Genomic DNA, 25860 nt, shown 5'->3' on the forward strand with positions numbered 1-25860 from the left:
GCCGCAAAGACGATCAGTATTTGCCACCGATGCGCTTGCCGTTCATTTCACCCTGCTTGGTGACGAACTTCATGCGCACCCCGTATTCCCGCAGGGTGAAACGTGCATCGAGCCTGCCGATCTTGTAAGGCAGCCAGAACGCCGACTGGAACCATTTGACGAAATCGCTGCGCGTCGGAAACCAGTATTCGCCGAAGTTGGGATCGAACAGGCAGACATCCTGCCCGACGAAGGCCGCCATGCAGTGACCGCCACCAGGGCCGTATACGCCGATCATGACGTAGAAGCCTGCGGTGATCTTCGACGACACCAGCCCGTTCGAAAGCTGGACACCGACATTGCCGGACGACTTGTTGCCTTCCATGATCGTCCGTTCCTGGCGCAAACCGCCGACGCCCTGAACGGTCTTCGTCCGGCGCATCAGCCCTTGAGAAAACAGGTAGATCTCCGAAGCACGGTCCTGATCGGTCTTTCCCGAAGGATCGCGAAGCGTCTCGCCGTGGATCTGGTTGAAGGCGAGGTTGACGACGGCCGCCTTGTTGATCTTGCCGTTATCGTCATAGATCCAGTTGAACAGCGAGGAATCGTTGGCGTGCATGGCAATCCATTTCGCCGATGTCGCCTCGCAGATGCCTTCGCGCGTGGTCTCGTGCTTGCTGATGATGCTGTTCACCGGCTCCAGGCATTGCGAATAGGCCGATGTTTGAAAACCATTGTGCTTCTTCGCGCTGGACGCGAGAATCTTGATGTATTGTTTAACAACGAATTGTGCGAGCCCCACGGCGACCCTCCTTAGGGAAATGGGCAATGCCCTCCAAAACCTCTTCGGGTGACGGTTTCGACAAACCATGCACCAACGGGTCAAAGGCTTGGCGGGCGTGGGCGCCGACGTCAACATTGCTCACCCGGCAACACCGGACGTGACCAATCTTGGCCGATCCATCACCCGCTTCTGCGCGCAATCGACGATGAAAATACGCCTATAAAGTGCAATTCTGCAGCCGTGGCGTAGAGTACGAAACACGCCCTGAGCTTGATTCTTCACGGCTGCGGATCAATGTCCGCCCATGGCAACCCTGTTGATCCTGCCGTATTGAGTGACGAACTTCATCTTCGGCGCGTACTCCCGGAGATGGAAATGGTGATCCAGATTTCCGATACGATAGGACAACCAGAAGCTTTCGTGGAACCATTTTACGAAATTGGCCTGGTCCGGAAACCAGTATTCGCCGAAATTCGGATCGAAGAAGCAGATATCCTGGCCGATATAGGCGGCCATGCAATGCGCACCGCCGCTGCCGTAGATGCCGATCATCACATAGTAGCCGGTGATCAACCTGGAGGCCGTCATCGCCTTGGGTAGATTGATTCCGACATTGCCCACACCTTCGGCAAAGGATCGTGTCGGCACCATTTCGCGCCCGGATCGTGTCATCATCGGGTTGGTGCGGCGGATCAGCCCCTCGCCGAAGAGGAATTCCTCCGACGCCCGGTCCTGGCTTTTCTTGGCCTCGCCGGCCCGCTGCTGGGCGGCCAGATCGACGATGGCTGTTCTCTTGATCTTGCCGTTCTTGTCGTGAATCCATTGGAAGAAGGACGAACCCTTGGCATGTTCCGCCACCCATCGCGCAGAACTCGCTTCGCAGATGCCTTCCGCCATCGCAGCATCACTGATCATGGAATAGACCGGTTCAAGCGACTGCGAATAGGTCGCCGTCTGGAAACCGCCGTATTGTTTGGCAGTCTTCCCGAGATGCTTGATGAATTGCTGCACGATGAACTGCTGCAGGCCCATGACGGTAGCCTCCCGGCGTTGTCGCAGCCGGCCCGCCGGCTGCCTTCAAACATACTCAACAGACAGACCGGCTGCGCCGCAAGGATCATCCGCGCTTGGCAGGCCAGGCCACCAAAAATAGTAAGCAATTCGCCAGCTTACATGTGTTCATCAAGGAACGCCTCGACCACCGGTCCCCAAAGCGCCTCGCCGTCCTTGTTGGTCGAAAGGTAATGGCCATCCTTGCCGGAAGGCGGCAGGAGTTTCATCTCCAGCTTGCCGCCGGCGGTCCGAAACGCGTCCCGCATGCGCTCCGCCAGCGGCGGCGCGAAGTAGGTATCGTTTTCGCTGTAGAGCCACAGCATCGGCCCTTTCGCCGTCTTGCCATAACGGCCGGCGGCCTCCACCAAGGTGTCCGGTCGGCAATTGGACTTGGCCTCGCCGCCCTGATGCCCGCCACGGCCGGGGGCGAAGGCGACATAGGCATAAGCGGTCGACGCCGGATCGCTCGAAAGCGCCACCGTTCCCCATGCGCCGGCCGACTGGCCGAACACCACCACCGATTCCATGTCGAGCTTCCTGTCGGCCGAGAGCGCCGAAATCGCCGCCTGGATGTCCTTCGCCGTCTCCCTGCCTGCCTTGTAGAAATCCGGATCGTCGCAGGAGCCGTAACCTTCGTTCCACTTGCCACCGGCCTCGCCATAACCCCGCCGCAACGGCAAGGCGACCGCATAACCGCGTTCCAGCAGCCAGTCGGAAAGCCTGCGGTACTCAGGCAGCTTCATCGTCTGCCGGTCTGCGGCATTGGCCGGCGAACCGTGGTTGATCACCGCCAGAGGAAAGGGGCCGTCGTCGTCGGGCAGGAGAAGACGGATCGGCAGTTTTCGCCCGGACTGATCCGGTGCATCCGCCTCGATGATCCGGGTTTTCCAGTCCCCACTCCATCAGCGCCAAGGCCGTCAGACGACAGAAGATCTTACCTGTTCCCGCCATTGTTTCCCCTTTTCGGCGCACGCCGGACCCGCCCTGTTCTACACAAGGCGGCGGGCTTTCCGCTGAACCATTTTTGGGATGGGCAGGCCGTCAGAAACCGACGAGATGGCGGGCGATGACGAACATGACAAAGAGGCTGGTCGAAACGAGCAGGCAGAGAACGGCAAACGAGCCGAGATCCTTGGCATTCTTGCCGACGGCCGAGATTTCGGGGGAAATGCGATCGACGAGTTCTTCGATCGCCGTGTTCAGGGCTTCGAAGCCGAACAGCAGAAGGCAGAGGATGACAAGCGTCAGAAACTCCGCAAGGCTCGCCCCGATGACGGCAAACAGAAGCACGGCGACCAAGAAAAACAGGATTTCCTGGCGAAAAGCCGATTCCCTCAGCAAACGGGTAAAGCCGCCCCAGGAATAGCTGGCTGCCGCAAAGAAATGACGGATGCCCCGCTTCTTTTCAACAACCCTGTCCATGCCTGTCCCCTGTCCTGCCGGATATCAGGCCCAGCGCATATAGGTTCGCCGCCCGATCTGCAAGATGCGGGCGGCCACCAGTCTCAGTGTTTGTTGGAAACGCCGGCCGCGGCAAAGGTCGCCATGCCGGCGTGGCAGGCGGCGGCAGACTTGACGATACCGGCGGCCAATGCTGCGCCCGTGCCTTCGCCGAGGCGCATGCCGAGCGCCAGCAGCGGCGTCTTGCCGAGCTTTTCGATCGACTTCAGGTGTCCCGGTTCGGCCGAGACGTGGCCGATCAGGCAATGGTCGAGCGCCGCCGGATTGGCAGCCTTGAGGATCGCCGCCGCCGCCGTGGTGACGTAGCCGTCGAGCAGCACCGGGATCTTCTGCATGCGGGCGGCGAGGATGGCGCCGGCCATTGCCGCAATCTCGCGGCCGCCGAGCCGGCGCAGCACTTCCAGCGGATCGGAGAGGTGTTCCTTATGGAAGGCGACCGCCGTCTCCACCGCCGCAATCTTGCGCTGCAAAAGCTCGCCATGCGAGCCGGTGCCCGGCCCGACCCATTCCTCCGCCGTGCCGCCGTAAAGCGCATAGTTGATGGCGGCGGCGATGGTGGTGTTGCCGATGCCCATTTCGCCGATGCAAAGGAGATCGGTGCCGCCGGCGACCGCTTCCATGCCGAAGGCCATCGTCGCGGCGCAATCGCGCTCAGACAGGGCGGCTTCGCAGGTGATGTCGCCGGTGGGGTAGTCGAGCGCCAGGTCGAAGATCTTCAGGCCAAGGTCATGCGTCACGCAGATCTGGTTGATCGCCGCGCCGCCTGCGGCAAAATTCTCGACCATCTGCTGGGTGACCGCGGGCGGAAAGGGCGTGATGTTGTGGCGGGTGACGCCGTGATTGCCGGCAAAGATCGCCACCAGCGGCCGGTTCACCGCTGGCGCGCGGCCGCTCCAGGCGGCCAGCCACATGGCGATTTCCTCCAGGCGGCCGAGCGCGCCCGGCGGCTTGGTCAGCTGCGCGTCGCGTTCGCGGGCAGCGACGAGCGCATGGGCGTCCGGTCCCGGCAGATCCTTGAGCAGGGCGCGAAAGTCGTCGAATGGCAGGCCGGTTACGCTCATGGGTGCGGTGTCCTCGTGTTCGTCATGCGATTGTGATGCGCCGGCCGTTGCGATTTCGCTGGCGTCGATTTCGTCACGTCTATTAAAGACGGACGGGGCGGCGAACAACTGCAAAAAGCGCCGGTCCCTGTCGCGCAAAGGAAGTTGCGTGAAGGAAGCTGCGCGGAGAGAGGAAGCAGGAATGGACATCCGGGAATTCGGCGGCGATATCGTTCGCGCGGTGGCTTTCCTCAGCCGAATCCCGGTTTCGGCGCGGTTTTTCGAGGGCCGGGATGGCAGCATGCGGCGCCTGGCCGGCGCTTTTCCGGCTGCCGGGCTGGTCATCGCGGTACCCGCGGCCCTGTTGCTCTTCGTCACCTTGTCCTTCGGTGCCGATCCGCTGCTCGCCGCCTTCCTCGGCCTTACGCTGCAGACGCTTGTCACCGGCGCGCTGCACGAGGACGGCCTGGCCGACAGCGCCGACGGTCTCGGTGGCGGACGCAACCGCGACCATGCGCTCGACATCATGAAGGACAGCCGCATCGGCGCCTATGGCGTCATCGCCCTCGTCCTGTCTTTTGGCTTGCGCGCGGCGGCGGTTGCGGCGCTTGCACGGCTGGAAGAGCCGCTGACGGTAGCGCTTGTGTGGATCGCGACGGCCGGGCTCAGCCGCGCCGCGATGGTCTGGCATTGGCATCGCCTGCCTTCGGCACGCACCGCCGGTGTCGCGGCCTCCGCCGGCGTGCCGGATGACGGCGCACGAACGACGGCCCTCATCACCGGCATCGCCTCCTTCGTACTGCTTACCCTTACCCTGCATTCCACGGGCGCAATTCTGTTCGGCCTGCTTGTGGCCGTCCTGCTCACGCTTGTTTTCACCCGCCATGCATGTTCGCGGATCGGCGGCCACACCGGCGATACCATCGGCGCAACGCAGCAGATCGCCGAAATCGGTGTTTTGTGCGCCCTTGCCTTGGCCGGCTGAACATCCGATATAGGCGAAGACGGCACCCCGGACTTCAACAAGATCAGAGCCTCATGGAATCGCCCTGCATCCTCGTCTGTTCCATCGACATGACCACCGGATATTGTTTCGGCTGCGGCCGCACGCGCGAAGAAATCGGCGCGTGGACGCTCTATACCAGCGAAGAGCGCCGGCAGATCATGGCAATCCTTCCGGAGCGGCTTGCGACCGTGGAGCGCAAGCCACGCCGAGAAACCCGCCGCACCCGGATGGCGCGGGAGCGTGGCCTTTGATGAATCGCCTGACGATCGTTCTCGCCATCCTCGCTCTCGGCCTCGTGGTTCTTGTCTTCACCGACAGCAACAGCCGCATCCTCGGCCTCCAGAAGGACGAGTTCGGCCGCTTCGTGACACTCCTGCCGTTTGCAGCGATGCTCAGCGTCGGCATTCTCGCCAGCCGCCGCTCGCTTGGCGAGAGCATGCGGCAGATGATGATCTGGCTTTTGATCCTGCTCGCCCTCGTCACCGCCTACCTCTATCGCAACGACATGCAGGCTGTCGGCGACCGGCTGCTTTCCGGCCTGCTGCCCGGCCGTGCCATGGTCGTCAGCAGCCAGGACGGCGCGCAGGAAGTGGTGCTCTACAAGGCGATGAACGGCCATTTCCAGGCCGATGCCACCGTCAACGGCCAGTCGATCGGCATGCTGGTCGATACCGGCGCCAGCATGATCGCCCTGTCCCACGAAGATGCCGAACGCATCGGCATCAATCCGGAAAACCTTACCTATTCCGTCACGGTGATGACGGCGAACGGCATCGCCCAGGCCGCCCCCGTCACGCTTTCGGAAATCGCCATCGGCCCCATCGTCCGCCGCAACCTGCCCGCCACCGTGGCGGAGCAGGGCAAGCTCGACCAGAGCCTGCTCGGCATGAGTTTCCTGTCGACCCTGAGTTCGCTGCAGATGCAGACGGATGAGTTGCGCCTGCGGAACTGAGCCACACGCGTTATGACCTCGCGAACGCCGGCGCCGCAAGCCGTCGCGCATGGTTCCTCAGGTCTTGCGGCCAAACCTCGCTTAGCCTTTCAAACCCTTCCCCGTCCCGGGCATACAGCGCTCGGGTCGCTTCTTCGTAGCCGGGCTGGTTGCCGAGCATCGCCAGCATGAAGCGATCCGCCGCCTGCTGGGCGTCGCGGGCGCCGGGTGCACCGGCAGTTCCGTCGTTGCGGGCTGCGTCCACCAGCTTGCGCAGCGCCACCGAGGCGCCGCCGGGCTGGCCGGAAAGCCATTCCCAATGCCGCGGCAGAAGCGTCACCTCGCGGGCGACGACACCCAGTTTCGGCCGCCCTGCCCCGCGCTTGGCCGCCTCCGCCGGCTCGACGGGAGGCTGCAGCCGCGCTGCAATCTCGGCGTCCGTGCCGCGCAGGTCGAAATCCACCTGCCGACCCGTCCGGTCGTCAAAAGCAAGGATCGATCGGGAGGAATCGGCCGCAAGCGCTGCCTTGACGGCCAATGCCACGTCGAAAATCGCGCCTGACGCCAGCAGGGCGTCGCCGGCAAAAGCGGTTACATTGTCTGAAACAGTCATGGAAAATCTCCTGCACAATAAGATGCAGGAGATTTATCCGGGTAAAATAATCTTGTCAATAACACCCGGATAAAATTATTCGGGCGCCGGCGATCAGCTTTTCAGCCGGTATCCGGTCTTGAAGATCCAGTGCAGGATGACGAGGCAGATCACCAGGAACAGCGTCACCATGGCGAGGCTGATCAGTGGGTTGACATCGGCGATGCCGTAAAAGCTCCAGCGGAAGCCGCTGACGAGGTACAGCACCGGATTGAGATGGCTGACCGCCTGCCAGAAGGGCGACAGCATGTTGATCGAATAAAAGCTGCCGCCGAGGAAGGTCAGCGGCGGCACCACCAGCATCGGCACGAGGTTCAACTGCTCGAAATTCTTGGCCCAGATGCCGATCATGAAGCCGAACAGGCTGAAACTCACCGCCGTCAGCACGAAAAACAGCACCATCATCAGCGGATGCTCGATGCGGATATCGACGAAGAAGGTGGCGGTGGCCAGGATGATGGCGCCGATGATCATGCCTTTCGTCGCCGCCGCGCCGACGAAACCGATGATGATCTCGCTCATCGCCACCGGCGCTGACAGGATTTCGTAAATGGTGCCGACGAATTTCGGGAAATAGATGCCGAAGGACCCGTTGCCGATGCACTGTCCGAGCAATGTCAGCATGATCAGGCCCGGCGTGATGAAGGCGCCGTAGGACACGCCTTCCACTTCCTGGATACGCGAGCCGATCGCTGCGCCAAAAACGATGAAGTAGAGCGAGGTGGAGATGACGGGAGAAACGACGCTCTGCAACAGCGTCCGTCGCGTCCGTGCCATTTCGAACAGGTAGATGGCCTTGATCGCCTCGAAATTCATTTGTCCTCTCCCACGAGCTGGACGAAGATATCTTCCAGCGAACTCTGCCGCGTCGAGAGATCCTTGAAATGGATGTTTTCCGCCGCAAGCTGCTGCAAGAGCGTCGCGATCGTTGCCTGCTCATGCTCATGTTCGGCATCGAAATCGTAGATCAATGTATTGCCTCCGGCACCGAGCGACAGGCCACGCAGGGCGAGCCCTTCCGGCAGCGCTGCCAGCGGTTCGGCAAGGTCGAGGATCAGCTGCTTGCTGCCGAGCTTCTTCATCAGCGTCGCTTTCTCCTCGACGAGCAGCAGGCGCCCGCCGTTGATCACGCCGACGCGGTCGGCGATTTCTTCCGCCTCTTCGATGTAGTGAGTGGTGAGGATGATAGTGACGCCGCTTTCCCGCAGCTTTTCCACCACATGCCACATGTCCTTGCGCAACGTCACGTCGACGCCCGCTGTCGGTTCGTCGAGAAACAGAACGCGTGGCTCGTGCGACAGGGCCTTGGCGATCAGCACGCGTCGTTTCATGCCACCGGAAAGTTCACGCAACATGCTGTCGCGCTTTTCCCAGAGCGACAGGTCACGCAGAATCTTCTCGACGTAAGCCGGATTCGCTTTCTTGCCATGCAAGCCGCGGGAAAAACTGACCGTGTTGAATACGGTCTCGAACTGGTCGGTCGTCAGCTCCTGCGGAACCAGCCCGATCAGCGTGCGCGTCTCGCGGAAGTCCTTGATGACGTCGTAGCCGCCGACTGTCACCTCGCCGCCACTCGGATTGACGATGCCGCAGATGATCGAGATCATCGTCGTCTTGCCGGCGCCGTTCGGACCGAGCAGCGCCAGGATCTCGCCTTCCTCGATGTCGAGGCTGACGCCCTTCAATGCCTGGAAGCCATTGGAATAGGTCTTGGTCAGGTTTCGGATGGAAACGATGGGGGCCATGGGGAAACTTCTGCGGGATTTTTGAGGACCACAGCTATATAGCCGCTCCCCCCGTTGCGGAAAGCCCCTCCCGAAAAGAACGCACTGTTCCGATAAACGGGATAATCAACCGAAAACGCCGTATAAGAACTGCAACGAGATAAAGATCAGCGTGATCGGGATCAGCACGTCGCCACGGCGAAAATCACGAAGCGCCGTGCCGCAGAGGGCGCCCCGCATTCCGTCATCAAACGGTGACGTTCTTGCAGCATAAGGGCCGCATGGCAAGCAACGAGACCCGCCCCGCCGCCTCGTCCCTGTCCCAGGTGGGTTCGTGATCACCAGTTCATTGTACCGCCGGTTTTTCCGCTTGCCCCAACGTTTTCGCCAGCACGCCTTTCAGCAATGGATTTTCAGCATCGCCAAACGGAGCCGTTGCCTTAACCCCTCGCATTGGCTCTCTTTCAGCCGGCCCTGTGCCGGCTTCTTTTTTGCCAGCTTCCCGTTTTTCAATCGCAATGCCGGTAGCCGGATTTGCGGCTGCGCAGGTCGAAGTGGAAGTGATCCTTGTGATGCCGGTCGCTGCCGGGGCCGAGCACGGTGTTGAAATATTTGCAGCTGTCGCCGCGCACCGCCTTCAGGAGCCCCTTTTCACGGAAGGCGAAGAAACCCTTCTTGCGCACGTCGATCTGCTTGCCGTTCTTTAGCACGAACTTGCCGACGTCGATGGCATTGCCGCGGGCATGTTCCGACCAGGGATTGCGGGAGCTGGAATTCATCCGTCGGCAGGAATAACCACCCATCGGCACGACCGTCTTGATGCCCGACCAATAGCGGCCCCGCGCCGCCGGCGCCAGTTCGTTCTTCACCCACTTGGCGAAGGCAAGCGTCACCTGGCAGTTCAGCTTCACCGCCGGCTTGACGCCGATGCCGCCGGAAAGCCCCTTGAGTTCGACGGGATAAGGAATGCCGCAGGTCGCACCCTTGGAAATCGGCGCAAGGTCGGTGAAGACGACCCCCATGCGCTTGAGTTCCGCCCGGCAACTGCGTTCGGAGACCGGCATTTCACCGGTTGATTGTTGCTCGATCGTCGGGTTTTCGGCGCGCGGAAGGAAGGCGACTTCCTGCTCTTCGTCGATCCTCGGCAGGCGCCGGCGCGGCTGTTCGGTGTCGGAAGCGTTTTCCCAGCCCGACTGGCCACCGATTTCCTGCTGCACTTCGCTTTCCGGCAGCCCGGTATCGGCCATCTCTTGCGATGAAAGCTGTGTCGGGTCGTCGGTGCCGATGCCGTCGACCACCGGCTGGCTGGCATTGCCCTCAGCGATTTCCACCGCCTGTTCCTGTGCCAATCCTACCACCGGCTGCCCATTGCCAGAGGATGCCACGCCAAGCTCGGCGTCCATGTTGACGCCGCCTTCCGGCACCGTTAGCGGCTGGACGCCCATGGCGGTGTCGAGCTGGTTGCCGGACGTCATCGCCTCGTCGCTGTCGATCATCGGCAGGCGCTTGCGCCCCACCGGCTGTTCCATCGTCGTGGTCACCGGCTCGACGACGGCCGTATCGACGGTATCGGACAAGGATTGCTGGCTGTCGATCGCCACGCCGGCATCGCTGACGGGATTGGGTGTCGAATAGGCCGTCTGCCGTTCGATTCGCCGGTCACCGACCGGCTCCAGCGGCTGGATCGCCCCGACGAGGTCGCCGTCGTCGAAACGAGCGGATGGCGCAAGGCCATCGCCGGCGGAACAGGCCGCCAAGGCCGTCGACAGGAAAACCGGCGCCACGGAACGCCGCAGAAAGGAACCAAACGCCATACAACAGTCACTTCCGCAACGTTTGCCGCTCCGAAGTGCCGGAACGGACCAACTGTGCCAATTCAGAAGCCGGGAAACGACATTTCTGTGTCCAAAGGGAACGCATCTGGGTCGAATGGCTCAAGAACAGGCAACGGAAGCGAATTTTAGCAAAAGATGGTAAACGGAGGGTTTCGGCAGATGGGCAAGCGCGATGATGCCTGCAGGTCGAGATCCTTGTGGGCGCAAATCCCCGCGAACCCAGATCCTTGTGACCATTGTCGGGTGTCAGCGCCTTCGCGCTTGCCATGCAGGGGGCGGCGCTGTCATCTTCTCCCTCTCGCGTTGTCTGCCATGGAGCCATGTACATGCGCCACAGAACCGGCCTGCCCCTGATCGTCCTCGCCTGCCTTGCGCTCACATCGACCGCACAGGCAGCCACTGAAAAGTGTGATGCCTGGACCGCCGCCCTGGAAGAGGATGAAGGTGGCCCGACGATGACGGCCAGCGTCTGCAATTCGCAGCTGGAGCCGCCCGGTCAGATTCGCATGCAGTGCGGCGGCGAAGGCGCCCTGATGCTGCGCTACCTGCCCGGCGGCAAGGGTCCTTTTCTCGAAGACGGCTTCGAGACCGACGCAAACTTCACGGACGGCACCAGCACGGTCGTGGCCCATCTGCGCCTGGAGGCTATGGATGGCGCTCTCACCACTTCGGTGCAGGCAGGCAGTCCGCTGGAAACCATGCTCGCCAACGGCAGCAGCCTGACGGTTGCGCCGATCCACACCGGCATGAAGCAGGAAACCTTCACCCTCAAGAAATCGTCAGCCGCCCTCTCCAAGCTCAAGGCGAACTGCCGATAAACAGCAAAACGGGAAATTTGCATGACAGAGAATGAACGCCCGGCCGGCGAACTGACGCTCCGCACCCTGGCCATGCCAGGTGACGCCAACGCGGCCGGCGATATCTTCGGTGGCTGGGTCATGGCGCAGATGGACCTTGCCTCCGGCATCCGCGCTGCCGAACGCGCCCATGGACGCGTCGTCACCGCCGCCGTCAAGGAAATGGCCTTCCAGCTGCCGGTGAAGATCGGCGATACCCTGTGCGTCTATACCGATATCGTCGCCGTCGGCCGCACCTCGATCACGCTTTCGGTCGAAAGCTGGGCGCAACGATATCTGACGCCGCACATGGAGAAGGTGACAGGCGCCACCTTCGTGATGGTGGCGCTCGACGGCGACGGAAAACCGAAGCCGGTGCCTGCGGAAGAGTGAACGTAAAACGGCGCGGGCCGACAAAAGGCCGACACGAGAGGACGAGGCGATGACCACAATCACATGGCTCAATCAGGGAACCGTCAGCCCGGCATTGAAGGCGCAGCTTGAAACGCTGACACGCCAGGCAGCGGATTACATCAACGGTTTTCTGGCGCGCCCGATCAACTTCGACATCTCGATGAACGTCGACAATTCCTATCCGCGTTTTGCCGGCAACGCAGCGACGACATCCGGCAACGATCCGGCCCGCCCGGATCTCTGGGAAGGCGTCGGCATCCACCAGGCCCGGACGGGAACGGAGGTCAGCGGCTACGACACGCAGATGACCATCAACCAGGCCTATCTCGAAGGGCTGTTCCTCGATACCACGCCGGGCACGAGCAACGACCTGCCGGCCGGCAAGACCGACGGTTTTTCCGTGCTGGTGCATGAGATGATGCACGGCCTCGGCTTCGTCGGCTGGACGGACTGGTCCACCTACCAGAACACCACCGGCTATTCCGCACCCTACGACTATCTGATCAGCGTCAACAACGGCCGCCCCTATTTCGTCGGCGAGACGGCCATGCAGGTCTATGGCGGCGCCGTGCCGCTCACCGCCGGCAACGTCTTCCATGTCGGCAACAACAGCGGCGACGGACAGGATCTCGTTCCCGACCTGATGAACGGCGTCGTCTACTACTATGCGACGCGCTACACCATGAGCGACCTCGACCTCGCCTTCCTGGCGGATTTCGGCATCGGCACGGTGCGCTCCGACATCCTGAAGGCCACCGCCGGTACCGACAATATCGCGGCGGGTGGCGGCAACGACATCATCCGCGCTGCCGGCACATCCGCCGACGTCTTCAATGGCGGCGCAGGTTCGGATACGGTGATCTATGCCGGCTCACGATCGGCCTACGGCAACGACTGGAACGGCGACGGCTCGATCAGCGTCGCCAAGGGCGGGGCGACCGACAGCCTGTTTTCCATCGAGCGCATCCGCTTCGACGACGGCGACCTCATCTTCGACATTGCCAGCGCCAACGGTGCCGCAGCCTACCGCCTCTACGGCGGCGCCTTCGACCGGACACCGGACGAAGGCGGCCTGCGCTTCTGGATCGACCAATGGCTGGACACCGGCCGCTCGCTGAAGGATGCGGCGGCGCAATTCATCGGCAGCGCCGAATTCGTCAGCCTCTACGGCACCGGCCTCAGCGACCAGCAATATGTCGACCAGCTGTATCTCAACGTGCTGCATCGCGCCGGAGAAAGCGCCGGCACGGCCTATTGGTACGACTATCTGGCAAACCATCGCGGCGACCGGGCGGATGTGCTGGTGCAATTCACCCAGCTTGCCGAATTCGTCGGCAACAGCGCCGCCAATATCAGCGACGGCTACTGGGTTACACCTGACGCCATCGCCTGACCGGCAGGCTGTTCCTACGCCCGGAACACGAAGCTCGCGCCGAGCGCGATGAGCGCGAAGCCGATCGCATGGTTCCAGGTCAGCCCTTCCTTGAGCCAGAACACCGAAAAGCCGGCGAAGACCAGGAGGGTAATCACCTCCTGGATCGTCTTCAGCTGCGCCGTCGTATAGACGGCGGAGCCGATGCGGTTGGCCGGGACGGCAAGGCAATATTCAAAGAAGGCAATCCCCCAACTTGCCAGAATGGCGATCCAGATGGCGCTGCCCTTGTGCTTGAGGTGGCCGTACCAGGCAAAGGTCATGAACACGTTGGATGCGAGCAGCATGACGATCGGCCAGACGGCCGAAGGGGTGAGGAATGCGGGCATGGGGAATCACCTTGGAAAATGCGGTTGAGCGGTCAGCATCTGGCCGGTTCGCCGGAGAATTCAAGAGGCGGTCACGGCATAAATTCGGGAATGCGCGCAAAACGGGTACGAGCCAAAATTCCCGCCTGGGCGGCGTGCGAAGGCGGCTCAAACATCCTTATGAATTCCCTTGGAGATTTCAGAGCGCCAACTCTTGGTAAACGTTCCGTAAGCAACCTGCGCTCGGCATCGAGCATCCGCATTAAACGAAAATTATCAGATCACGGATATGCTCTGTCGTGATTTTGATCATCAGTTGTTTGTGGGACGGGCGCCTGTCCGTCATTGGGTCGTATGGCTGAAAATTATCAGACCGAGATCTCCGTCAGGGAGTTTCTACCGGAGATCAAGGCCGCCCAGGCGACGGCAGTCATTGCTGCGGTCAAATCCTCGATCTATTTCAACCTGTGTATCTCCGCCTCCGCTGTCCTGATCGCCATGGTGGTCAACGGCCCATCCGCATCGATCTTCGTCTGGCTGGCGATCGCCCAAACGATCCTGGCACTGCGTTTCTCTTTCCAGCGCGGCATGGATGCACGCCTCGTCGCAGCGGGACGCGCCGATGCCGCCCTGCGCGTATTGAGCTACGGATCATTCGCCAGCGGAATGGCATGGGCGGCCCTCCCCTTTTTCATCACAGACTTCGACGGCGGCGGCAAGGATGCCTTCATCCTGCTGGTCATGGTCGGCATCGCCGCCGGTGGCGTTATCAGGCATATCGCCTACAGTCCTGTGGCCCTGACCTTCGCCATGCCGCCGATGGTGTCCATCGTCTTCAATCTCGCCGCGGAAGGAACGAGCGCATCGACGATCCTGGCCCTCAATGTCGTCGGCCTGCTGGTCGTCTTGTATAAAAGCAGCGTCGCCGGAGAATCCACTTTCGCCAACAACGAGTTGAGCAAGTTGCGGGCAACCCGACTGGCAAGCTCGCTGCGTGAAGCCAATGTCGACATCCTGCAGAAAAACGCCCGTCTGGAAGTGCTCGCAAATTGCGACCCGCTGACCGGCCTTTCTAACCGCGCCTTGTTCAACAGCAAGCTCAAGGAACATATCGCTTCCGCCGCGACCTTCGGTCACGAAGTCGCGCTGCTGATCATCGATCTCGACCGCTTCAAGTCGATCAACGACACGCTGGGCCACAGCGCCGGCGATTCGGTTCTGGTGCAGACGAGTGCGCGCCTGCGTGCCGTAATCGCCTCGAAAGGCGAGATCGCCCGGCTTGGCGGCGACGAATTCGCCATCATCGTCACCGGTGCGGATGCGGCACGAACAGCAAGGCTCGCTGCCCGGGACATCCTGAAGAAGACCAAGGCACCGCTCACGGTCGGCGGCGGCGCCTTCGTCATCGGCACGTCGATCGGCCTTGCGGCCTTTCCGCAGCATGCCGAGACGGCCGAGGAACTGCTCGCCTGCGCCGACATGGCGCTCTACGAGGCCAAGGAGCGCGGCCGGCGGCGACTGCAGGAATTCAATCCGCGGCTCAAGTCGCAGGCCGACCGCCAGCGCCAGATCGAACTCGATCTCGAAGAGGCGATCCGCGCAGGCTCCGTCGAGGCATGGTTCCAGCCGCAGGTTCTCCTGAACAGCCGTGAAATCGTTGGTTTCGAGGCGCTGGTGCGGTGGACGCATCCGCGTCTCGGCTACATTTCGCCACCCGAGATCGTCCAGGCGGCACAGGTCATGCATATCACCGACAAGCTGACGGCACATATCGCCGCCGCTGCCTGCCGGCTGCTCAATCGCCTGCCGGAACTCGGCCTGCCGGAAGCCACCGTCGCCATCAACGTCTCGCCGCGTGAGTTCTCTTTCTATTCATTGGCGGATGTGCTGGGCCTTGTGACGAAACAGCACGGCATCAACCCCGCCCTCCTCGAGATCGAGATCACCGAAGAGGCGATCATCGACACCAGCATCGTCGGCAACGAACTGAAGCGCCTCGAAGAAGCCGGCTACAAACTTGCCGTCGATGATTTCGGCATGGGCCACTCCTCGCTCGCCTATCTCATCAGCCTGAAGATCGACCGGCTTAAGATCGACCGCTCCTTCGTCGAAGGCGTTTCCAAGAGCCGCCACAACCAGGCGCTCATCGCCGCCCTGATCGGCATCGGCCATACGCTGCAGATCGACATTGTCGTCGAAGGCGTCGAGCACGAGGAGGATGTCGAGGTGCTGCGCGTACTCGGCTGCCGCATCGGCCAGGGTTATCTCTATGCCCGCCCGATGTCTGTTGACAAGCTCGATGGATGGATCGAGGAACACAGCAGGACGATCACCGCCCGCGCCGTCGCCTGAACCTCCGCCGCGTGCGGATGTTGCCTTTTTGTACTCTTTACCTCTTTTCTTTCTGGCGGACTCTCTCCATATTCCGCCCATGGCCAAGTCACCGAAAAAACCGTCTGCCTCGAACCCCGGTTTCGAGGAAGCTCCGCAAGCGTCTTTCGAAGGCGCCCCCCTGTCCGGCTCCGTCGCCGACTGGGTGAAGCAGCTCGAGGCCGAGGCGGAGGCTTCCGGAGTCGAAACGCAGCGCGAGATCGCCTCAAAGGCCGGCAAGCATCGCAAGAAGGTGGAAATCGCCGCATCCAAGGGCACCGACAAGAATGCCACCGCCACCAAGACGTCGCGTGGTGTTTCGATCGGTGCGTCTTCGGACCCGGAGACACGCGCCCGCGCCGGCCTCAATCCGGTTGCCGGCCTCGACATCTCGCTGGAGGATGCCGGCGCACTCGCACCCGGCGCCGTCACGGCGACGGTGGAGGCGCTGTCGAAGCTGATCGAAAGCGGCAACCCGCTGCACAAGAACGGCAAGATCTGGACGCCGCACCGCCCGGCCCGGCCAAGCAAGTCGGAAGGCGGCATCGAGATTCGCATGAATTCCGAATACCAGCCGGCCGGCGACCAGCCGACGGCGATCCGTGACCTGGTCGAAGGCCTCGGCAATGGCGACCGCAGCCAGGTGCTGCTCGGCGTCACCGGCTCGGGCAAGACGTTCACCATGGCCAAGGTGATCGAGGAAACCCAGCGTCCCGCCGTCATCCTCGCGCCGAACAAGACGCTCGCCGCCCAACTCTATTCCGAGTTCAAGAACTTCTTCCCCGATAACGCGGTGGAATATTTCGTCTCCTACTACGATTATTACCAGCCGGAAGCCTACGTGCCGCGCTCCGACACCTATATCGAGAAGGAAAGCTCCATCAACGAGCAGATCGACCGCATGCGCCACTCGGCGACGCGCTCGCTGCTCGAACGCGACGACTGCATCATCGTCGCTTCGGTCTCCTGCATCTACGGTATCGGCTCGGTCGAGACCTATACGGCGATGACCTTCCAGATGTCGGTCGGCGACCGGCTCGACCAGCGCCAGCTGCTCGCCGACCTTGTCGCCCAGCAATACAAGCGCCGCGACATGGATTTTTCCCGCGGTTCGTTCCGCGTCCGCGGCGACACCATCGAAATCTTCCCGGCCCACCTTGAAGACGCCGCCTGGCGTATTTCCATGTTCGGCGACGAGATCGATGCGATCACCGAGTTCGACCCGCTCACCGGCCAGAAGACCGGCGACCTGAAATCGGTCAAAATCTACGCCAATTCGCACTACGTTACGCCGCGCCCCACCCTCAACGGCGCCATCAAGGCGATCAAGGAAGAGCTGAAGCACCGGCTGACCGAACTGGAGCAGGCCGGCCGCCTCCTGGAAGCGCAGCGCCTCGAACAGCGCACCCGCTACGACCTGGAAATGCTCGAGGCCACCGGCTCCTGCGCCGGCATCGAGAACTATTCGCGTTATCTTACCGGCCGCGATCCCGGCGATCCGCCGCCGACGCTGTTCGAATACATCCCCGACAACGCCCTCGTCTTCATCGACGAAAGCCACGTCACCGTGCCGCAGATCGGCGGCATGTACCGGGGCGACTTTCGGCGAAAGGCGACGCTGGCCGAGTACGGCTTCCGCCTGCCGTCGTGCATGGACAACCGGCCGCTACGCTTCGAGGAATGGGACGCGATGCGTCCCGACACCATCGCCGTCTCCGCCACCCCGGGCAACTGGGAAATGGAGCAGGCCGGCGGCGTCTTCGCCGAACAGGTGATCCGTCCGACCGGCCTCATCGATCCGCCGGTGGAGGTCCGTTCTGCCCGCAGCCAGGTCGACGACGTGCTCGGCGAGATCCGGGAGACAAGCCAGAAGGGTTACCGAACCCTGGTTACCGTGCTCACCAAACGCATGGCCGAGGACCTGACGGAATACCTGCACGAACAGGGCGTGCGTGTCCGCTACATGCACTCCGATATCGACACGCTGGAGCGCATCGAGATCATCCGCGACCTGCGCCTGGGTGCTTTCGACGTGCTGGTCGGCATCAACCTGCTGCGTGAAGGCCTCGACATTCCCGAATGCGGCTTCGTCGCCATCCTCGACGCCGACAAGGAAGGTTTTTTGCGCTCGGAAACGTCCCTCATCCAGACCATCGGGCGCGCCGCACGCAATGTCGACGGCAAGGTCATCCTCTATGCCGACAACATCACCGGTTCGATGAAACGAGCCATGGAGGAAACCACCCGTCGCCGCGAAAAGCAGGTGGCCTACAACACCGAACACGGCATCACGCCGGAATCGGTGAAGGCGCGGATTTCCGACATCCTCGACTCGGTCTATGAGCGCGACCATGTCCGTGCGGACATTTCCGGCGTTTCCGGCAAAGGTTTTGCCGATGGCGGCAACCTCGTCGGCAACAACCTGCAGGCCCATCTCAACGCGCTGGAAAAAGCCATGCGCGACGCAGCCACCGATCTCGACTTCGAAAAGGCCGCCCGCCTGCGCGACGAAATCAAACGCCTCAAGGCCGCCGAACTCGCGGTCATGGACGATCCACTCGCCCGCGACGAGGCGCGTTCGCAGGAACGCGGTGGCGGCAAGCCGGCCGCATCTACCCGCGGATCGAAGGATGCGGCGCCCAAATCTCTTTTCCAGAAGCCGTCGCTCGACGACATGGGACCGGGAACGGATACAGCGACACCGCTCTTCCGCAAGCCTGAACTGGACGAAATGGGCCGCGATGTTGCCGCCCCCACCGGCAAATCGCTCTTCCGCCGCAACACGCTGGACGAAATGACTGTCGGCCGCACCGAAAAACCGGTCGTCGGCCAGCTGCCGGAAAAACCGGCCGAAGCGGTGGGATCGAAAAAGCGGTTCTCGCCGCTGACGGAAGGCCTGTCGCAGCCGGCCGACCCGGCCGCGACCCAGGGGGGCGCCGATGATGTCAGGCCCGTGGTGCGCGGCAAGGTCGGCGCCGGTTCCTACGAAGATCCGGCCGAGCAGAAGCGCAAGGGACGGACAAAGGGCAAGACCGGCCGGCCGGGACGGTGATGGCCGGCACTTGATCCACGCGGCAGCACAGCCCATGATGCCCGCCGCTGCCGTCTCCTTGACCGCAGCGATGCGGCCTGTTTGTGACCACCTGCCGCTGCGGCCCAGAAATCCTGTCGGGAGATTGTTCGCATGCGCCTAGCCGCCCTCGCCCTCGGTCTGTTTCTGGCAGCAGTTTACGCCCTGCCGGCAGCCGCCGAAACCTACAAGACACCGCAGACGCTGCTGAAAGCCCTCTACGCCTTCAGCCTGCACAGCGAGGATGGCGATCCGGATGCGCCGTCCCTCTACTCCGCCTTCTTCTCCGACCACCTCAATGCGCTGATTAAGGCCGATCGCGACAAGACCCCGGAAGGCGAAATCGGCGCCCTCGATTTCGACCCGGTCATCGCCGGCCAGGACGGCCAGCCGAGCGGTCTCCGCATCGGTCAGCCGCTGATCCTCGACAATTCCGCCGAAGTCGAGGTCGAATTCACCAACTTCGAACCGATTAAACTTCACTACACGCTGGTGAAACAGGGCGACGGGTGGAAGGTCGACGACATAGCCAAACAGGATGGCGAATACCCGTGGAGCCTGGGAGCGATTTTCGGAAACGGCCAATAGGCAGGCGCTGGCGAATATCGCGCCAGACGTAACCTTTATCTGCGACTTCTCATATGTCGTACTTTAAATCTCTCTCAACCTCCTCTGTGATATTGCCAAGGCTGCCAGCTAGGAAAAGGAGAGTCACATGGCGCTGATCGATTTCAAAAACACGCACAATCAGTCCGTCTACGTCAATCCTGCGCATGTGGCTTACATTGCCGTATTCGAAGAGAACGTTACGATCATCGCGCTCGCGGTAACCGGCGCCGGCGGCAAGCCGGTTGCGCTCTATGTCCGCGGCGATATCGACCATGTCCATCATCGCCTGAGCACGCCGCCGATCCGCCACGCGGCGTGAAGAACGCCGCCGGCAGATGACCGGCGCTGGCACCGCGATGCTCCCTGCCAAGGCGGCCGGAAACTATTCCGCCGCCTTCGACATCAACGGCAATTCGCCGCCTTCCAGCTCATAAGAATAACCTTCGAGCATCGCATAGGCATGCTCGATCGTCTCGATCTGCGCCTCCGCCTTGCGGATGGCATCGGCGATCGACTGGCTGCGGGCGCGCAGCATCGAACCCAGCACATCGTTGCCCGGACGCCGGCCGAGCCGGTCGACATGTTTTCGCACCCGCGAGCGATGGCGTTCCAGCTCCAGGATATGGAAGCGGCTCTTGACGATGTCGTCCGAGAGTTTGCGGCGCATGGCGGCGACGGGGTCGTAGCTGCCGGGTTCGCGCTCGTCGAGGATGAAGTCGTTGACCAGCATCTCCAGCATCAACGCGCCTTCGAGATCTTTGGAATCGGCCAGTTGCGGATCGTAGCCCGTATCGTCGTAAACTCTGCGACGCACCGGGTCGCGCAGCAAGTCATAGGCAAGCTGCAGCCGGCTGAAATGCTCGACGTCGCCGCCGGAATCGGGATGGGCGTGTTTTGCCGTCTTGCGCCAGGCAAGCTTGATCGCCTGATCGTCGGCATCCCGTCCAACTCCGAGCACTTCATAGGGATCGATCACGCCAGCCGTCCTTTTCCATCACCTGCCCGCACCTTCAGACCTACTCCCCCGCCCCGCCGGCATCAAGTCCCGAAGCAGGAAGCATCTCCCGCCATCATTGGCAGCAGTCGCGACGAAATTGTGGTGGGCCGGGCTTTTCCGGGGCAGCACCCGTTTTCCGCGCCGGCGATTTCCACAGGGGTTTCGGCGGCTAAGTGCTGGAATTCGCAGGGTAGATGACAATCCGGTGAAAAAATCTGTGGTTCACCGCACCCTCGTCTGCCGTAACGACAAGCGACGGCCGTCAGGGAAACCGTAAAATGTCTTCCGGCGCGCTTTGTACCTTGCTTTTTACAACATTTGCTGGCAGTCATGGTGCCGTTCGGGCACTAACATCCCGGAGACTGGACAGATTTGTAGATGTCGGCTGGTCCCAAGTGTCCGCCGGCTGCCCGGAATGGCGGGCGCGTAGACGTTCTTTCCCCGATCGTGACGACTCGACTGACCTTTCGCGGCAGCGCGGCAGGTAACACCGCCTGGGCAAAGAACACCCGGGCAACTTAACTAAAGAGGGAAGGAACCTTCATCATGGCCACCAAAGGCACCGTAAAATTCTTCAACCAGGACAAGGGCTTCGGCTTCATCACCCCGGAAGGCGGCGCGAAGGACGTATTCGTCCACATCTCCGCCCTGCAGGCATCTGGCATCCAGACGCTGCGTGATGGCCAGCAGGTCACGTTCGACACCGAGCCGGATCGCATGGGCAAGGGCCCGAAGGCCGTCAACATCTCGGCTGAATAATCCTATTTGGATACAAGATTTGATCCGGTTCATACCGGGTCCGGACGGCGCCCTTCGGGGCGCCGTTTTTGTTTTGGCCGCACGCTCAGCGTGTATCCGGCCCACCGGCATGGCAATGGAAGAATCCGAAGCCGGTTTTCTGGCCTGCAGGCCTCAGGCGCTCAGCACGTCCCGTCCGCCCTCGAAATCCACCGCGGCAAAAGCGGCAGCGATCACCTCCGGGCCGGCGCCCGGGCGGTTGGCATCGGTCGACAGGATCTGGCGAAAACGCCGCGCGCCGGCAAGGCCCTGGAACAGGCCGACCATATGGCGCGTCACATGGTGCAGCTTGCCGCCTTCGGCCATGTGTTTCGCGGCATAGGCCATCATCGTATCGCGCACGCCGTCCCAGTCCGCAGGCCGGGCCGGTGCCCCGTAGACGCGGTGATCGACATCCGCAAGCAAAGCCGCATGCTGGTAGGCCGCCCGGCCCAGCATCACGCCGTCCATATGGTCCAGATGCAGCGCCGCCGTATCGAGATCGGAAATGCCACCGTTTATGCCGAGGAAGACGTCCGGGTTCTCCCGCTTCATCCGGTAGACCAGAGAATAATCGAGCGGCGGAATTTCCCGGTTTTCCTTCGGCGATAACCCCTGCAGCCAGGCTTTTCGCGCATGGATCCAGATCGCGTCAGCGCCTGCGCCGATCATCCGCTGCAAGAAATCCGGCAATACCGCTTCCGGCTCCTGGTTGTCGACGCCGATGCGGCACTTCACCGTCACCGGCAGGGTCGTCATCCGCTTCATGGCCGCCACACAGGCCTCCACCGCCTGCGGCTCGCGCATCAGGCAGGCGCCAAAGGTGCCGGATTGCACACGGTCGGAGGGACAGCCGACATTGAGATTGATTTCGTCGTAGCGATAATCCGCCGCAATCCGCACCGCCTCGACAAGCTTGCCCGGGTCCGAGCCGCCAAGCTGCAGCGCGGCCGGATGCTCGGACACGTCATGCCCCAGCAGGCGATCCCGCGGCCCATGAATGATCGCATCCGCCACGACCATCTCGGTATAGAGCAGCGCATGGCGCGTCAGCACCCGGTGAAAATAACGGCAATGGCGATCGGTCCAGTCGATCATCGGCGCAACCGCGAAGATCTTCCGGCCGTTCGTGAGGGCATCGGCATACATGAGCAAAAACCTTTTCTTGGCCGCCCCATACACCAAAATCCGTGGCAAGGCCAGTTTCCACCGGCGACGGAAAAGGTGTTAGGCTGGACGACAGGATTCGACCCTTCGTTTGTGAGCCTCCATGTCCGCCGAACATTCCACCGTTTTTGCAGCACCTTCCCCCGTCCTTCTTCCCGTCGACGGCTCCGCCGCCGCCTTCCCCGTTCGCCGCGTCTATTGCGTCGGCCGCAATTACGCGGCGCATGCGATCGAGATGGGCGGTGATCCGGATCGCGAACCGCCGTTCTTCTTTCAGAAGAACCCGGAAAATCTTCTTCTGGTCGACGGCGCCTTTCCTTATCCGCCGCTGACACAGGACGTGCACCATGAGGTGGAATGTGTCGTGGCGCTGCAGGCAGGCGGCAACGACATCGCTGCGGCGGACGCACTCGACTGCGTCTACGGTTATGCCGTCGGCATCGATTTCACCCGCCGCGACCTGCAGGCGCTGGCCAAGAAGGACGGCCGGCCGTGGACCGCCGCCAAAGCCTTCGAACACTCAGCCCCCACCTCGCCGCTGGTGCCGGCAACCCGCATCGGCCATCCGTCCCAGGGCGTCATCTGGCTCGACGTCAACGGCAGCCGCACCCAGACCGGCGACCTGAACCAGATGATCTGGAAGGTGCCGGAAATCATCGCCGAACTGTCGAAACTCGTCACCCTCGCTGCCGGCGACGTCATCATGACCGGCACGCCGTCGGGCGTCGGTCCTGTCCGGCGGGGCGACACGGTTGAATGCGGCATCGATGGCATTAGCCGCCTGTCGCTGTCGGTCATCTGAAGGAGAATCTTTTATGCCCCTCTACGCTCTCGCCGACCTGCTGCCGAAGACGCCCGGCGCCGGTCGTTTCTGGATCGCGCCGGATGCACATGTGATCGGCCAGGTGGTCCTGGGCGCCGATGTCGGTATCTGGTTCGGCGCCGTGCTGCGCGGCGACAACGAGCCGATCACCATCGGCGAAGGCACCAATATCCAGGAAGGCGTGATGGTCCATGTCGATCCCGGTTTTCCCGTCACCATCGGCAAGGGCTGCACCATCGGCCACCACGCGATCATCCACGGCTGCAGCATCGGCGACAATTCATTGGTCGGCATGGGCGCGACGGTGTTGAACGGCGCGAAGATCGGCAACAACTGCCTGGTCGGCGCCAATGCGCTGGTGACGGAAGGCAAGGAGTTTCCAGACAACTCGCTGATCGTTGGCGCCCCGGCCAAAGCCATCCGCACGCTCGATGACAAGGCCGTGGAGGGCCTGCGCCGGTCAGCGGAGAGTTACGTCGCAAATTGGCAGCGTTTCGCACGCGATCTACGGCCGCTCGCAGGCCCCGAGGCCTGAAACCTGGGGAACAGGACCAAGGAAAATGCCGGTCCGGAAGGCCAATACACCTTCCGGACCGGGCAGACTTGTTGCATCATGGGGTAACAGACGGCGGGAGGCCGCCGGCAGGAAATGAACCACCACCAGCGACCCCGGGGGATTCGCGATGCTGTTTCGTGCCGCCTTGTTCTTGTTTGCCTTGCTTTGCTTCCATCCGGCGCAGGCCGAACGCAAGGTGGCGCTGTTGATCGGCAACGCCGCCTATTCGGCGCCGGCCACCGAACTGCGCAATCCGCCCAACGACATTGCCGCCATTGGCGCCATGCTGACCGGCGCGGATTTCGACGTCACGGTCGTTACGAATGTCGGGCGCTCGGCGATGTCGGCAGCGCTGGCCGGCTTCGAGGAGAAGGCGCGCGGCGCCGATGTCGGGCTGATCTACTATTCAGGTCACGGCATGGAAATCGGCGGCACCAATTACCTGCTGCCGGTCGACGTCAAGCTCGCTTCCGACCGGGACGTGAAATATGAGGCGATCGCCCTCGACGATCTGCTGGTGGCGATGGATGGCGTCAGGACGCTGAAGCTGGTGCTGCTCGATGCCTGTCGCGACAATCCGTTCCTCACCGCCATGAAGCGGCTGGCGACCAAGGGCATCCCCAGCCGCGGCCTTGCCCGCGTCGAAACGGCGGAGAGCAACCTGCTCGTCGGTTACGCCACCGCCCCCGGCGACGTGGCACTGGATGGCGAGGGCGATAACAGCCCCTATGCGTCGGCCCTCGTCCGCCATCTGGTCGAGCCGGGCGTCGAGGTCGAAACTGCGCTGCGTGCCGTCGCCAAGGACGTCTTCGAGGCAACCGGAGGCAAGCAGCGGCCGTTCAAGACCGGCTCGCTTTTCGAGACGGTCATGCTCGGTCCGCTTTCCGCAACCGTCGCGCCCGTCACCAAGGGGGACGTATCCGTCGATCCCTGCCGCGATGCAACGGCGCATTGGACCGAAATCAAGACCCGCAAGGACAAGGCCCTCTTCGAGGAGCATGTAAAACTGTTTGGCTCCTGCGCATTCGCCTCGCTGGCGCGGCAGGAAATCGCAACGCTGGAAGCGGCGAGCCGCGTGCCGGAAGAGAATGATTGCGACCGCCTGGCGGCGGTGGCAAACGATCCGTTCAAGCTGGCCACGGTCACCGGCGTGGAGTTTGACCGCCTTGATGGCCGCGCTGCGGTCGAGGCCTGCAAGGCGGCACGCGCCGCCTTTCCGACGGAACCACGCTTTTTCTACCAGTATGGACGCGCACTCGACAGGACGGGCAGTTACGTCGAGGCGATGGCTGAGTATAAAAAAGCGGCAGAAGCGGGCAGTACATTGGCGATGCGCAATATCGGCATCCTCTACGACAATGGTGAAGGCGTCGACAAGAACCCGAAAGAAGCGATGATCTGGTTCCGCAAGGCCGCCGATCTCGGCAATGCCGCTTCCATGAATTCGATCGGCTACATGTATGAAAGCGGCAGCGGGGTAAAGGCCGATATGGGCGAGGCACTTGTCTGGTACCGCAAGGCGGCGGACGGCGGCAACGCCGTGGCAATGACCAATCTCGGCTATGCATACGAAACAGCCAAGGGCGTGAAGCGCAATTACACTGAGGCGATGGGTTGGTATGTCAAGGCTGCCGACCTCGGCAATGCGCAGGCGATGAACAACATCGGCGTACTCTACGAAAAAGGTCAGGGCATTTCCCAGAATTACAAGGAAGCGATGTCCTGGTACCAAAAGGCCGCCGAGAACAACAACGGTTATGCGGTCAACAACATCGCAGCGCTGCTGGACAATGGAAGAGTCGGGCCGGCAGACCGCCGCGAAGCAGCGCGCCATATGGAAAATGCCCTCCGCCTCGGCCACGACTATGCGCTGAAACAGATGAAGGAGAATACCGCCGCCTGGTCCGTCGAGTTCCGCAAGGAGTTGCAGCAGCGGCTCAAGGATGCTGGCGTCTATAACGGCACCATCGACGGCCGCTTCGGCCGGTCGACCATCGCGTCCATCGAAGCGATCTTTGGAAAGCCTGCCAATTAAC

Annotated in this window: 26 protein-coding genes; 14 read left to right on the forward strand and 12 right to left on the reverse strand. The window is 62.1% G+C overall.

Annotation, left to right across the window (positions count from 1 at the left end; genetic code table 11):
* Positions 1-13: 13 nt before the first annotated feature.
* From ACSQ3I_RS15435 to cobT, 5 genes are all read right to left on the reverse strand, one after another.
* Positions 14-781 (reverse strand): YopT-type cysteine protease domain-containing protein, encoded by a 768-nt coding sequence (locus ACSQ3I_RS15435; protein WP_436000333.1) that lies wholly within the window; start codon positions 779-781, stop codon positions 14-16.
* A 273-nt stretch (positions 782-1054) separates the two neighbouring features.
* Entirely contained in the window at positions 1055-1795 is a 741-nt protein-coding gene (locus tag ACSQ3I_RS15440; RefSeq protein WP_436000335.1) for a YopT-type cysteine protease domain-containing protein, read from the reverse strand.
* 137 nt (positions 1796-1932) lie between these two features.
* Positions 1933-2694, reverse strand: coding sequence for an alpha/beta hydrolase family protein (locus tag ACSQ3I_RS15445; protein ID WP_436000703.1), 762 nt, complete (start codon positions 2692-2694; stop codon positions 1933-1935).
* A 163-nt stretch (positions 2695-2857) separates the two neighbouring features.
* Positions 2858-3238: a diacylglycerol kinase gene (locus tag ACSQ3I_RS15450; RefSeq protein ID WP_436000336.1), complete on the reverse strand. Its 381-nt coding sequence runs from the start codon at positions 3236-3238 to the stop codon at positions 2858-2860.
* 83 nt (positions 3239-3321) lie between these two features.
* Complete coding sequence (gene cobT / locus ACSQ3I_RS15455; protein WP_436000338.1) at positions 3322-4338, reverse strand: nicotinate-nucleotide--dimethylbenzimidazole phosphoribosyltransferase; 1017 nt, start codon at positions 4336-4338, stop codon at positions 3322-3324.
* Between the two features lie 181 nt (positions 4339-4519).
* Between cobT and ACSQ3I_RS15460 the strand changes: the two genes are divergently transcribed.
* Genes ACSQ3I_RS15460 through ACSQ3I_RS15470 form a run of 3 tightly spaced genes read left to right on the forward strand, consistent with a single transcriptional unit; the run spans position 4520 to position 6275 of the window.
* Positions 4520-5302, forward strand: coding sequence for an adenosylcobinamide-GDP ribazoletransferase (locus tag ACSQ3I_RS15460; protein ID WP_436000340.1), 783 nt, complete (start codon positions 4520-4522; stop codon positions 5300-5302).
* 53 nt (positions 5303-5355) lie between these two features.
* Positions 5356-5574, forward strand: coding sequence for a DUF1289 domain-containing protein (locus tag ACSQ3I_RS15465; protein ID WP_436000341.1), 219 nt, complete (start codon positions 5356-5358; stop codon positions 5572-5574).
* Positions 5574-6275: a TIGR02281 family clan AA aspartic protease gene (locus ACSQ3I_RS15470; protein WP_436000343.1), complete on the forward strand. Its 702-nt coding sequence runs from the start codon at positions 5574-5576 to the stop codon at positions 6273-6275. Before ACSQ3I_RS15465 ends, ACSQ3I_RS15470 begins: the two co-directional genes overlap by 1 nt.
* 10 nt (positions 6276-6285) lie before the next feature.
* Here ACSQ3I_RS15470 and ACSQ3I_RS15475 read toward each other — a convergent pair whose 3' ends face one another.
* The 4 genes from ACSQ3I_RS15475 to ACSQ3I_RS15490 all read right to left on the reverse strand — a co-directional run bounded on the left by ACSQ3I_RS15475 (position 6286) and on the right by ACSQ3I_RS15490 (position 10444).
* On the reverse strand, positions 6286-6867 hold the full coding sequence (locus ACSQ3I_RS15475) for a DUF2239 family protein (protein ID WP_436000345.1): 582 nt from the start codon (positions 6865-6867) through the stop codon (positions 6286-6288).
* Between the two features lie 93 nt (positions 6868-6960).
* A complete protein-coding gene (locus tag ACSQ3I_RS15480) occupies positions 6961-7722 on the reverse strand; it encodes an ABC transporter permease (RefSeq protein WP_436000347.1) in 762 nt (253 codons plus the stop codon).
* Entirely contained in the window at positions 7719-8651 is a 933-nt protein-coding gene (locus tag ACSQ3I_RS15485) for an ABC transporter ATP-binding protein (protein ID WP_436000349.1), read from the reverse strand. The genes ACSQ3I_RS15480 and ACSQ3I_RS15485 overlap by 4 nt, the downstream gene beginning before the upstream one ends.
* A 488-nt stretch (positions 8652-9139) precedes the next feature.
* Entirely contained in the window at positions 9140-10444 is a 1305-nt protein-coding gene (locus ACSQ3I_RS15490) for an extensin-like domain-containing protein (RefSeq protein ID WP_436000351.1), read from the reverse strand.
* A 347-nt stretch (positions 10445-10791) separates the two neighbouring features.
* On the opposite strand from ACSQ3I_RS15490, the gene ACSQ3I_RS15495 reads away from it, so the two are divergent.
* Genes ACSQ3I_RS15495 through ACSQ3I_RS15505 form a run of 3 tightly spaced genes read left to right on the forward strand, consistent with a single transcriptional unit; the run spans position 10792 to position 13108 of the window.
* A complete protein-coding gene (locus tag ACSQ3I_RS15495; protein ID WP_436000353.1) occupies positions 10792-11283 on the forward strand; it encodes a hypothetical protein in 492 nt (163 codons plus the stop codon).
* A 21-nt stretch (positions 11284-11304) separates the two neighbouring features.
* Positions 11305-11694, forward strand: a complete 390-nt coding sequence (locus ACSQ3I_RS15500; protein ID WP_436000355.1) for an acyl-CoA thioesterase — start codon at positions 11305-11307, stop codon at positions 11692-11694.
* 49 nt (positions 11695-11743) lie between these two features.
* Positions 11744-13108 (forward strand): DUF4214 domain-containing protein, encoded by a 1365-nt coding sequence (locus ACSQ3I_RS15505; RefSeq protein ID WP_436000357.1) that lies wholly within the window; start codon positions 11744-11746, stop codon positions 13106-13108.
* Positions 13109-13122: 14 nt separating this feature from the next.
* On the opposite strand, the gene ACSQ3I_RS15510 is transcribed toward ACSQ3I_RS15505, so the two are convergent.
* A complete protein-coding gene (locus tag ACSQ3I_RS15510) occupies positions 13123-13476 on the reverse strand; it encodes a DMT family protein (RefSeq protein WP_436000359.1) in 354 nt (117 codons plus the stop codon).
* 333 nt (positions 13477-13809) lie between these two features.
* Between ACSQ3I_RS15510 and ACSQ3I_RS15515 the strand changes: the two genes are divergently transcribed.
* The 4 genes from ACSQ3I_RS15515 to ACSQ3I_RS15530 all read left to right on the forward strand — a co-directional run bounded on the left by ACSQ3I_RS15515 (position 13810) and on the right by ACSQ3I_RS15530 (position 19823).
* Complete coding sequence (locus tag ACSQ3I_RS15515) at positions 13810-15807, forward strand: putative bifunctional diguanylate cyclase/phosphodiesterase (protein WP_436000360.1); 1998 nt, start codon at positions 13810-13812, stop codon at positions 15805-15807.
* Positions 15808-15886: 79 nt separating this feature from the next.
* Positions 15887-18877 carry an excinuclease ABC subunit UvrB gene (gene uvrB / locus ACSQ3I_RS15520; protein WP_436000362.1) on the forward strand — a complete coding sequence of 997 codons (2991 nt, stop codon included), beginning with the start codon at positions 15887-15889 and terminating at the stop codon, positions 18875-18877.
* Between the two features lie 132 nt (positions 18878-19009).
* Positions 19010-19483: a DUF3828 domain-containing protein gene (locus ACSQ3I_RS15525; protein WP_436000364.1), complete on the forward strand. Its 474-nt coding sequence runs from the start codon at positions 19010-19012 to the stop codon at positions 19481-19483.
* Positions 19484-19610: 127 nt separating this feature from the next.
* Entirely contained in the window at positions 19611-19823 is a 213-nt protein-coding gene (locus ACSQ3I_RS15530) for a hypothetical protein (protein WP_436000366.1), read from the forward strand.
* 63 nt (positions 19824-19886) lie between these two features.
* Here ACSQ3I_RS15530 and ACSQ3I_RS15535 read toward each other — a convergent pair whose 3' ends face one another.
* Positions 19887-20480, reverse strand: coding sequence for a J domain-containing protein (locus ACSQ3I_RS15535; protein WP_436000368.1), 594 nt, complete (start codon positions 20478-20480; stop codon positions 19887-19889).
* Between the two features lie 567 nt (positions 20481-21047).
* Here ACSQ3I_RS15535 and ACSQ3I_RS15540 point away from each other — a divergent pair.
* A complete protein-coding gene (locus ACSQ3I_RS15540; protein WP_436000370.1) occupies positions 21048-21260 on the forward strand; it encodes a cold-shock protein in 213 nt (70 codons plus the stop codon).
* A gap of 153 nt (positions 21261-21413) precedes the next feature.
* Here the strand turns inward: ACSQ3I_RS15540 and dusA are convergent, their stop codons facing one another.
* Positions 21414-22427 carry a tRNA dihydrouridine(20/20a) synthase DusA gene (gene dusA, locus ACSQ3I_RS15545; RefSeq protein WP_436000372.1) on the reverse strand — a complete coding sequence of 338 codons (1014 nt, stop codon included), beginning with the start codon at positions 22425-22427 and terminating at the stop codon, positions 21414-21416.
* Positions 22428-22548: 121 nt separating this feature from the next.
* On the opposite strand from dusA, the gene ACSQ3I_RS15550 reads away from it, so the two are divergent.
* The 3 genes from ACSQ3I_RS15550 (at position 22549) to ACSQ3I_RS15560 (ending at position 25859) form a co-directional block, all read left to right on the forward strand.
* A complete protein-coding gene (locus ACSQ3I_RS15550; protein ID WP_436000374.1) occupies positions 22549-23247 on the forward strand; it encodes a fumarylacetoacetate hydrolase family protein in 699 nt (232 codons plus the stop codon).
* Positions 23248-23260: 13 nt separating this feature from the next.
* Positions 23261-23803 (forward strand): gamma carbonic anhydrase family protein, encoded by a 543-nt coding sequence (locus ACSQ3I_RS15555; RefSeq protein ID WP_436000376.1) that lies wholly within the window; start codon positions 23261-23263, stop codon positions 23801-23803.
* Positions 23804-23951: 148 nt separating this feature from the next.
* Positions 23952-25859 (forward strand): caspase family protein, encoded by a 1908-nt coding sequence (locus ACSQ3I_RS15560; RefSeq protein WP_436000378.1) that lies wholly within the window; start codon positions 23952-23954, stop codon positions 25857-25859.
* Position 25860: the final 1 nt, after the last annotated feature.

The organism is Rhizobium sp. LjRoot30, assembly GCF_964253915.1.
Lineage (GTDB): Bacteria > Pseudomonadota > Alphaproteobacteria > Rhizobiales > Rhizobiaceae > Metarhizobium.